This window comes from uncultured Romboutsia sp. (assembly GCF_958366745.1).
Lineage (GTDB): Bacteria > Bacillota > Clostridia > Peptostreptococcales > Peptostreptococcaceae > Romboutsia > Romboutsia timonensis.
Window position 1 is genome coordinate 1 of sequence record NZ_CATXCO010000094.1, and the last position, 8529, is coordinate 8529.

Consider the following 8529-nt stretch of genomic DNA (forward strand, 5'->3'; position numbering starts at 1 on the left):
CAGGAGTTGTTGCTTCTATAGTTGAATAATCTTCTTTAGTGGATTAATTAATAGACAAAAAGAGAGGAGTTATGCTCCTCTTTTTTTAACATGGAATCTACAAAAACATTGACATGACTATTATTTTATGATAACTTATACAAGGTAATGATTCAGGAAGGTGATAATGCCTCAATAATATAAGTTAAGGTATTATTTAACTATATATATTATTATATTAATAAAGTTGGAGGTGTAGCAGATGAGAGTTAAAGTAACTTTAGCATGTACAGAGTGTAAGCAAAGAAACTACAACACTACTAAGAATAAGAAAACTAACCCAGACAGAATAGAATTAAACAAATACTGTAAATTCTGTAAGAAACATACAGCTCATAAAGAAACAAAATAGTTTTATTTAAGGATGTGAGTGTAAAGTGGCTGCCCAAGCAAATCAAGGCACGGAAACTAAAAAAAGATTCAGTTTATTCTCTTACATAAGAGAAACAAAGCAAGAATTAAAAAGAGTTTCATGGCCTACAAAAAAAGAATTACTTAAAAACACAGGTGTGGTTTTAACTGTAGTTACTTCAGCTACTATATTAGTGTGGGCTTTAGATACTGGATTACAAGGTGCACTAGGGCTTATACTGAAATAGACGAAAAGGAGAAAACAATATGTCAGAATTACAAGAAGCAAGATGGTATGTTGTGCATACCTATTCAGGGCATGAAAATAAAGTTAAAGCTACGATAGAAAAAGCTGTAAAAACAAGAGGAATGGAAGACTATATAACACATTTAGTTGTTCCAACTGAAGATGTAGTTGAGACTACAAAAACAGGAAAAGAAAAAACTAGACAGCGTAAGGTATTTCCAAGTTATGTCTTAGTTAAAATGATAATCACTGATGAATCTTGGTATATCGTAAGAAATACTAAGGGGGTTACTGGATTCGTTGGACCAGGTTCAAAGCCGGTACCGTTAAGTGATGAAGAAGTAAAGGCTATGGGCATAGAAATAGACGTTCCTAAAGTAGTAAACCCTGATGTAGACTTAGAAATAGGTGATGCAGTAGAGGTTGCTAAAGGTCCTTTTAGTGGACAAGTAGGTACTGTTGAAGAAATTAACCTGGAAACAAGAGAAGCAAAAGTGTGTATAGATGCATTTGGCAAGAAGACTCTATTTGTAATAGAGTTTGAAAATATACAAAAAATATAATAAAATTTAGATAGAAAATTTTTGAGGAGGTGCGCTCAATGGCTAAAAAAGTTATAGGTCAAATAAAATTACAAATACCTGCAGGGAAGGCAACGCCAGCTCCACCAGTTGGGCCAGCGTTAGGACAACACGGTGTTAACATAATGGGATTCACTAAGGAGTTCAATGCTAAAACTGCAGATCAAGCGGGAATGATAATACCAGTTGTTATAACTGTATACCAAGATAGATCATTCTCATTCATAACAAAAACTCCTCCAGCTGCAGTATTATTAAAGAAAGCTGCTGGATTAGATACAGCTTCAGGAGAACCTAACAAGAAGAAGGTTGCTACTTTATCTTCTGCTAAGATAAGAGAAATAGCTGAATTAAAAATGCCTGACTTAAATGCTGCATCAGTAGAAGCTGCTATGAGTATGATAGCTGGTACTGCAAGAAGTATGGGTATCGTTGTAGAAGACTAATTTTAAAAAATTAGACACTTCGGATAGAAGTGGGAGGCTTAAAGGCCGAATATAACCACAAGGAGGAAAATAAAATGGCAAAGAAAAGTAAAAAATACGTAGAAGCGTTAAACAAAATAGATAGAACAAGATTATATGATGCTACAGAAGCTTTATCTTTAGTTGCAGAAGTTGCTACAGCTAAATTTGATGAAACTGTTGAAGCTCATATAAAATTAGGTGTTGACTCAAGACATGCTGATCAACAAGTTAGAGGTGCGGTTGTATTACCACACGGAACTGGTAAAACTAAGAGAGTTTTAGTTTTCGCTAAAGGAGCAAAAGCTGCTGAAGCTGAAGCTGCTGGAGCTGACTTTGTAGGAGCTGAAGAATTAGTTCAAAAAATACAAGGTGAAAACTGGTTCGAATTCGATATAGTTGTTGCTACTCCAGACATGATGGGTGTAGTAGGTAGATTAGGTAGAGTATTAGGACCTAAAGGTTTAATGCCAAACCCTAAATCAGGAACTGTTACTTTCGATGTAGCTAAAGCTATAGACGAAATAAAAGCAGGTAAAGTAGAATATAGATTAGACAAAACTAACATAATACACGTTCCAGTGGGAAAAGTATCTTTCGGTGGAGAAAAGTTAGCTGAAAACTTTGCTGCATTAATGGATGCTATAGTTAAGGCTAAGCCAGCTGCTGCTAAAGGACAATACTTAAGAAGTGTAACAGTAGCGTCTACTATGGGACCTGGTGTTAAGATAAACCCTGCTAAAATAGCAGAATAATAAAATTGTTGACAAGCAAAAACAAAAATGTTAATATAACAATTGTTGATATAAAAAAGAATAGATTTGCCGTAGACAGTAGGTGCTGAAAAGCTTAATTTCCTACCGAGGTTTTAGATAAATTGAAATTACTAAAGCTTTTGTTGTCTCGTTTTGCCATCAAAAGCTTTTTTAAATGAGATTGCGGCGAATACTAAACCTTATTAGGTGAAGGAGGTGCACATCTATATGAGAAAAGCTATAGAACTTAAATCACAAGTTGTTTCTGAAATAGTTGAAAAATTAGAAAAATCATCATCTGCTATAGTTGTTGATTACAAAGGATTAACAGTTGAAGAGGTAACTGAATTAAGAAAGAAAATGAGAGAAGCTGGTGTTGAATACAAAGTATACAAAAACACTTTAGTTAGAAAAGCTGCTAAAGAAGTTGGTATAGAACAATTCAACGACGAGTTATTAGTTGGAACTAATGCGATAGCATTCGGATACGAAGATCCAGTTGCTCCAGCTAGAATATTAAAGGAATTCATGGATTCTCATCCAAAAATGCAATTAAAAATGGGTGTAGTAGAAGGTGAATTCTACAACGAATCTCAAATAGTTGAGTTCGCTAACATACCATCAAGAGAAGTTCTTCTTGCTAAGTTACTTGGAAGCTTAAAGGCTCCAATGTCAAACTTCGCATACTTAATAGATGCTTTAATAAAGAAACAAGAAGGACAAGAAGCTTAATTGTCAATTTAGAAAAGTTAGATATTGTAATATAATAACTTAAAAATAAAATTATTGAAAAAAATTCGGAGGTGCTAAAAATGACAATAGAACAAATATTAGAAGCTATAGAAAACATGAAAGTTTTAGAATTAAATGAATTAGTTAAAGCTGCTGAAGAAAAATTCGGTGTATCTGCTTCAGCTCCAGTTATGATGGCTGGTGCAGTTGCTGGTGGAGCTGCTGAAGAAAAAACTGAATTCGACGTAGTATTAGCAAACGCTGGTGCTTCAAAAGTTGGAGTTATAAAAGCTGTTAGAGAAGTAACAGGATTAGGATTAAAAGAAGCTAAAGAAGTAGTTGATAACGCTCCTAAGACATTAAAAGAAGGTGTTTCTAAAGAAGAAGCTGACCAAATAAAAGAAAAATTAGAAGCTGCTGGAGCTAGCGTAGAAGTTAAGTAGTTTTCTTTCAAAAAGATGTCCTTATGGACATCTTTTTTTATTTTTTATAAAATTTAAATAAAATATGCATAAAAATAGAATTTTAGATTAAAATTATGTGCATAATAAATAATGCATATTTTGTGAAAAAGTATTAATTATACGGGTTTAGGTATAAGTTACATATTGAAAAAAGTTGGTTGTTATGATAGAATTATTAGATGCGTTACAATGAACTATGGTTTTATTTTTAATTATTGAGAGGTGAAGAGTGAATGCCACATCCTGTCACGATAGGTAAAAGGACTAGAATGAGCTTTTCTAAGATAAAGGAAATAGCTGACGTGCCAAATCTTATAGAACTACAAGTAGATTCTTATAAGTGGTTTATTGAAGAGGGTCTTAAAGAAGTATTTGAGGATATTTCTCCGATAGAAGATTATACAGGTAATCTTATATTAGAATTCGTAGATTACTCTTTAGATGATAAGCCTAAATATGATATAGAAGAATGTAAAGATAGAGATGCTACATATTGTGCACCTCTAAAAGTAAAAGTAAGACTTATAAACAAGGAAACTGGTGAAATAAAAGAACAAGAAGTATTCATGGGAGATTTCCCATTAATGACTGAAAAAGGTACTTTTGTTATCAACGGTGCAGAAAGAGTCATAGTAAGTCAATTAGTTAGATCTCCTGGAGTATACTATGCTTTAGAAAGAGATAAAACAGGGAAGAAATTAATATCATCTACAGTTATACCAAACAGAGGTGCATGGTTAGAATACGAAACAGATTCAAATGATGTAATATCTGTTAGAGTTGATAGAACTAGAAAACAACCTGTTACAGTTTTATTAAGAGCTCTAGGTATAGGAACAGATGCTGAAATAATCGAACTTTTAGGTGAAGATGAAAGATTAGCTGCAACTTTAGAAAAAGACAACACTAAAACAGTTGAAGAGGGTCTAATAGAAATATACAAAAAATTAAGACCGGGTGAACCTCCAACAGTAGAAAGCGCATCTTCATTATTAAATGCATTATTCTTTGATGCAAAGAGATACGACCTAGCTAAAGTAGGTAGATATAAGTTTAATAAGAAACTTGCTCTATGCTACAGAATAATGAACAAAATATCAGCTGAAGACGTAGTAAATCCTGAAACAGGAGAAGTATTCGTTAAAGCTGGTGAAAAGATAAGCTATGAAGTTGCTAAGAATATACAAAATGCAGGTATAAATGTAGTTACTCTATTAGTAGAAGATGAAAAAGTTGTTAAAGTTATAGGAAATAACTTTGTTGATATAAAATCACATGTTGATTTTGACATAGATGAATTAGATATAAAAGAAAAAGTTCACTATCCGACTTTAAAAGAAATTTTAGAAGCTTATAGTGATGAAGAAGAAATAAAAGAAGCTATTAAGTTCAGAATGAAAGAACTTATACCAAAACATATATTATTAGATGATATAATAGCTTCTATAAATTACCAATTTAACTTATTCTATGATATTGGAAACATAGATGATATAGATCACTTAGGAAACAGAAGAATAAGATCTGTTGGTGAATTATTACAGAACCAAGTTAGAATAGGTCTTTCTAGAATGGAAAGAGTTATAAAAGAAAGAATGACTGTTCAAGATATGGAAGCTATAACGCCACAAGCGTTAGTTAACATAAGACCAGTTTCTGCTGCGATAAAAGAGTTCTTTGGTAGTTCACAGTTATCTCAGTTCATGGATCAAAACAACCCATTATCTGAGTTAACACATAAGAGAAGATTATCTGCATTAGGACCAGGAGGACTTTCAAGAGAAAGAGCTGGATTCGAAGTGCGTGACGTTCATCATTCTCACTACGGAAGAATGTGTCCGATAGAAACTCCAGAAGGACCAAACATCGGTCTTATAAACTCATTATCTACTTATGCTAAAATAAATGAATTTGGGTTTATAGAGTCTCCTTATAGAAAAGTAGATAAGGAAACTGGAAAAGTTACAAATGAAATACATTACTTAACTGCTGATGAAGAAGATTTATTCATAAGAGCCCAAGCAAATGAACCATTAGAAGAAGATGGTACTTTCGTAAATAAGAGAGTAGTATGTAGAACTAAAAATGGTGCTGTTGAGCTAGTTCCAACTCATAGAGTTGACTACATGGATATATCTCCAAAGCAAGTTGTTTCTATAGCTACTGCTATGATACCTTTCTTAGAAAATGACGACGCCAACCGTGCCCTAATGGGAGCGAACATGCAACGTCAAGCAGTGCCTCTAGTTAGAAGAGAAGCACCAGTTATAGGTACAGGAGTTGAATATAGAGCAGCTAAAGACTCAGGTGCAGTTGTTGTTGCTAAGAACTCTGGTATAGCAGAGAGAGTAACAGCTGATGAAATAATAATAAAAAGAGAAGACGGAGTAAAAGATAGATACAAATTACTTAAGTTTAAACGTTCAAATGCAGGTACTTGTATAAATCAAGCTCCTATAATAAATAAAGGTGACCAAATAGAAAAGGGTGACGTTATAGCAGATGGACCAGCTACTGACCTTGGGGAAATAGCATTAGGTAGAAATATGTTCGTAGCGTTCATGACTTGGGAAGGTTACAACTACGAGGATGCTATCTTAATAAACGAAAAATTAGTTAAAGAAGATAGATTATCTACAATTCATATAGAAGAATATGAATGTGAAGCAAGAGATACTAAGCTTGGACCAGAGGAAATAACTAGAGATATACCTAATGTTGGAGAAAGTGCTATAAAGAACTTAGATGACAGAGGTATAATAAGAATAGGTGCTGAAGTAGATTCAGGAGATATATTAGTTGGTAAGGTAACTCCTAAAGGAGAAACTGAACTTACTGCTGAAGAAAGATTACTTCGTGCGATATTCGGAGAAAAAGCTAGAGAAGTTAGAGATACTTCACTTAAAGTTCCTCATGGTGAAGGTGGTATAATAGTAGACGTAAAAGTGTTTACTAGAGAAAATGGAGATGATTTATCTCCAGGAGTTAATGAACTTGTTAGATGTTATATAGCTCAAAAGAGAAAGATAAAAGTTGGAGATAAGATGGCCGGACGTCACGGTAATAAAGGGGTTATCTCAAGAATATTACCACAAGAAGATATGCCATTTACAGAAGATGGAACTCCACTTGATATAGTTCTTAACCCACAAGGTATACCATCTCGTATGAACATCGGTCAGGTACTAGAAGTTCACTTAGGACTTGCTGCTAAAGCTTTAGGATGGTATGTAGCTACATCTGTATTTGATGGTGCTAAAGAATCAGACATAAGAAAAGCATTAGTACAAGCTGGATATCCAGAAGATGGTAAGTTAACTTTATATGATGGTAGAACAGGTGAAACTTTCGACAATAGAATAACAGTTGGATACATGTACATGTTAAAACTACATCACCTAGTTGATGATAAGTTACATGCAAGAAGTACAGGACCATACTCTTTAGTTACTCAACAACCATTAGGTGGTAAAGCACAATTTGGTGGACAAAGATTCGGAGAGATGGAGGTTTGGGCTCTAGAAGCATACGGAGCTGCTCACATACTTCAAGAAATACTTACTGTTAAGTCAGATGATGTTGTAGGACGTGTTAGAGCGTACGAAGCTATAGTTAAAGGTGAAAATATACCTGAACCAGGAATACCAGAATCATTTAAGGTTCTTATAAAAGAACTTCAAAGTTTATGCTTAGATGTAAAAGTATTAACTGAAGAAGATCAAGAAGTAGAAGTAAGAGAATCTTTAGATGCTGATGATACAGCTGGAGAGTTCGAATTAGATGTTATAGATAACATGGATGAAGTAGAACAAAATCATATAATAGAAGAAATAGATGATGAATTCATTGAAAATGACGATGAAGATATAGATAGTTTAGATTTTGAAGATGATACAGACTTCGAAGAATTAAACTATGAAGATGAAGACTTTGATGTATAAATTTAATTAACGCAAATATCAAATAGAAGGGAGAGAACTCCTTGTTTGAATTAAACAATTTTGAGTCGATAAAAATAGCACTAGCTTCTCCAGAGAAAATAAGACAATGGTCTAGAGGAGAAGTAAAAAAACCTGAAACAATAAACTACCGTACATTAAAACCAGAAAAAGATGGTCTATTCTGTGAAAGAATATTTGGACCTCAAAAAGACTGGGAATGTCACTGTGGTAAATACAGAAGAGTAAGATATAAAGGTGTAGTTTGTGATAGATGTGGAGTAGAAGTTACAAAAGCTAAAGTGAGAAGAGAAAGAATGGGACATATAGAGCTAGCAGCTCCTATGTCTCATATCTGGTACTTCAAAGGTATACCAAGTAGAATGGGTCTTTTACTTGATATGTCTCCAAGATCTTTAGAAAAAGTATTATACTTTGCTTCATATGTTGTAGTTGATCCAGGAGAAACTGGATTAAATGAAAAACAACTTTTAACAGAAAAAGAATACAGAACTGCAGTAGATAAGTATGGATACAATTCTTTCACTGTAGGAATGGGTGCTGAAGCTGTTAAGCAATTACTACAAAATATAGACCTAGAAAAAGAAAGTAAAGAATTAAGAGCTGACTTAAAAGATAGTACAGGTCAAAAGAGAGTTAGAACAATAAGAAGATTAGAAGTGGTAGAAGCATTCAAAAAGTCTGGAAATAAACCAGAGTGGATGATATTAGATGCTATACCAGTAATACCTCCAGATTTAAGACCTATGGTTCAACTTGATGGAGGAAGATTCGCAACTTCTGACTTAAATGATTTATATAGAAGAGTTATAAATAGAAATAACAGATTAAAGAGATTACTAGAACTTGGAGCTCCTGATATCATAGTAAGAAATGAAAAGAGAATGCTTCAAGAAGCAGTAGATGCTTTAATAGACAATGGTAGAAGAGGTAGACC

Annotated in this window: 8 protein-coding genes, 1 pseudogene and 1 other annotated feature; all 9 genes and pseudogenes read left to right on the forward strand. The window is 33.5% G+C overall.

The window, feature by feature from the left end:
- Positions 1-241 precede the first annotated feature (241 nt).
- Positions 242-391, forward strand: a complete 150-nt coding sequence (gene rpmG / locus Q5F54_RS07610; protein ID WP_071119055.1) for a 50S ribosomal protein L33 — start codon at positions 242-244, stop codon at positions 389-391.
- Positions 392-416: 25 nt separating this feature from the next.
- Positions 417-638 carry a preprotein translocase subunit SecE gene (gene secE, locus Q5F54_RS07615; protein ID WP_083334972.1) on the forward strand — a complete coding sequence of 74 codons (222 nt, stop codon included), beginning with the start codon at positions 417-419 and terminating at the stop codon, positions 636-638.
- A gap of 19 nt (positions 639-657) precedes the next feature.
- Positions 658-1200 carry a transcription termination/antitermination protein NusG gene (gene nusG, locus Q5F54_RS07620; protein WP_071119054.1) on the forward strand — a complete coding sequence of 181 codons (543 nt, stop codon included), beginning with the start codon at positions 658-660 and terminating at the stop codon, positions 1198-1200.
- Positions 1201-1238: 38 nt separating this feature from the next.
- Positions 1239-1664, forward strand: coding sequence for a 50S ribosomal protein L11 (rplK, locus tag Q5F54_RS07625; protein ID WP_071119053.1), 426 nt, complete (start codon positions 1239-1241; stop codon positions 1662-1664).
- Positions 1665-1738: 74 nt separating this feature from the next.
- The gene (gene rplA / locus Q5F54_RS07630; RefSeq protein ID WP_071119052.1) at positions 1739-2437 is read left to right on the forward strand and encodes a 50S ribosomal protein L1; all 699 of its coding nucleotides are present in this window, start codon (positions 1739-1741) and stop codon (positions 2435-2437) included.
- Positions 2438-2488: 51 nt separating this feature from the next.
- Positions 2489-2619 (forward strand) — a sequence feature (ribosomal protein L10 leader region).
- Positions 2620-2665: 46 nt separating this feature from the next.
- Positions 2666-3169, forward strand: a complete 504-nt coding sequence (rplJ, locus tag Q5F54_RS07635; protein ID WP_071119051.1) for a 50S ribosomal protein L10 — start codon at positions 2666-2668, stop codon at positions 3167-3169.
- Positions 3170-3249: 80 nt separating this feature from the next.
- Positions 3250-3612 carry a 50S ribosomal protein L7/L12 gene (gene rplL / locus Q5F54_RS07640; protein WP_071119050.1) on the forward strand — a complete coding sequence of 121 codons (363 nt, stop codon included), beginning with the start codon at positions 3250-3252 and terminating at the stop codon, positions 3610-3612.
- A gap of 254 nt (positions 3613-3866) precedes the next feature.
- Positions 3867-7574 carry a DNA-directed RNA polymerase subunit beta gene (gene rpoB / locus Q5F54_RS07645; RefSeq protein ID WP_281537504.1) on the forward strand — a complete coding sequence of 1236 codons (3708 nt, stop codon included), beginning with the start codon at positions 3867-3869 and terminating at the stop codon, positions 7572-7574.
- A gap of 41 nt (positions 7575-7615) precedes the next feature.
- Positions 7616-8529 (forward strand): annotated as a pseudogene (locus Q5F54_RS07650) (DNA-directed RNA polymerase subunit beta'); the annotation flags it as partial.

Bases quoted from the DNA above. Each gene is read 5' to 3' on its own strand.
- nusG (WP_071119054.1), top strand. From the start codon at position 658: ATGTCAGAATTACAAGAAGCAAGATGGTATGTTGTGCATACCTATTCA.
- rplA (WP_071119052.1), top strand. From the start codon at position 1,739: ATGGCAAAGAAAAGTAAAAAATACGTAGAAGCGTTAAACAAAATAGAT.
- rpmG (WP_071119055.1), top strand. From the start codon at position 242: ATGAGAGTTAAAGTAACTTTAGCATGTACAGAGTGTAAGCAAAGAAAC.
- rpoB (WP_281537504.1), top strand. From the start codon at position 3,867: ATGCCACATCCTGTCACGATAGGTAAAAGGACTAGAATGAGCTTTTCT.
- rplK (WP_071119053.1), top strand. From the start codon at position 1,239: ATGGCTAAAAAAGTTATAGGTCAAATAAAATTACAAATACCTGCAGGG.
- rplL (WP_071119050.1), top strand. From the start codon at position 3,250: ATGACAATAGAACAAATATTAGAAGCTATAGAAAACATGAAAGTTTTA.
- rplJ (WP_071119051.1), top strand. From the start codon at position 2,666: ATGAGAAAAGCTATAGAACTTAAATCACAAGTTGTTTCTGAAATAGTT.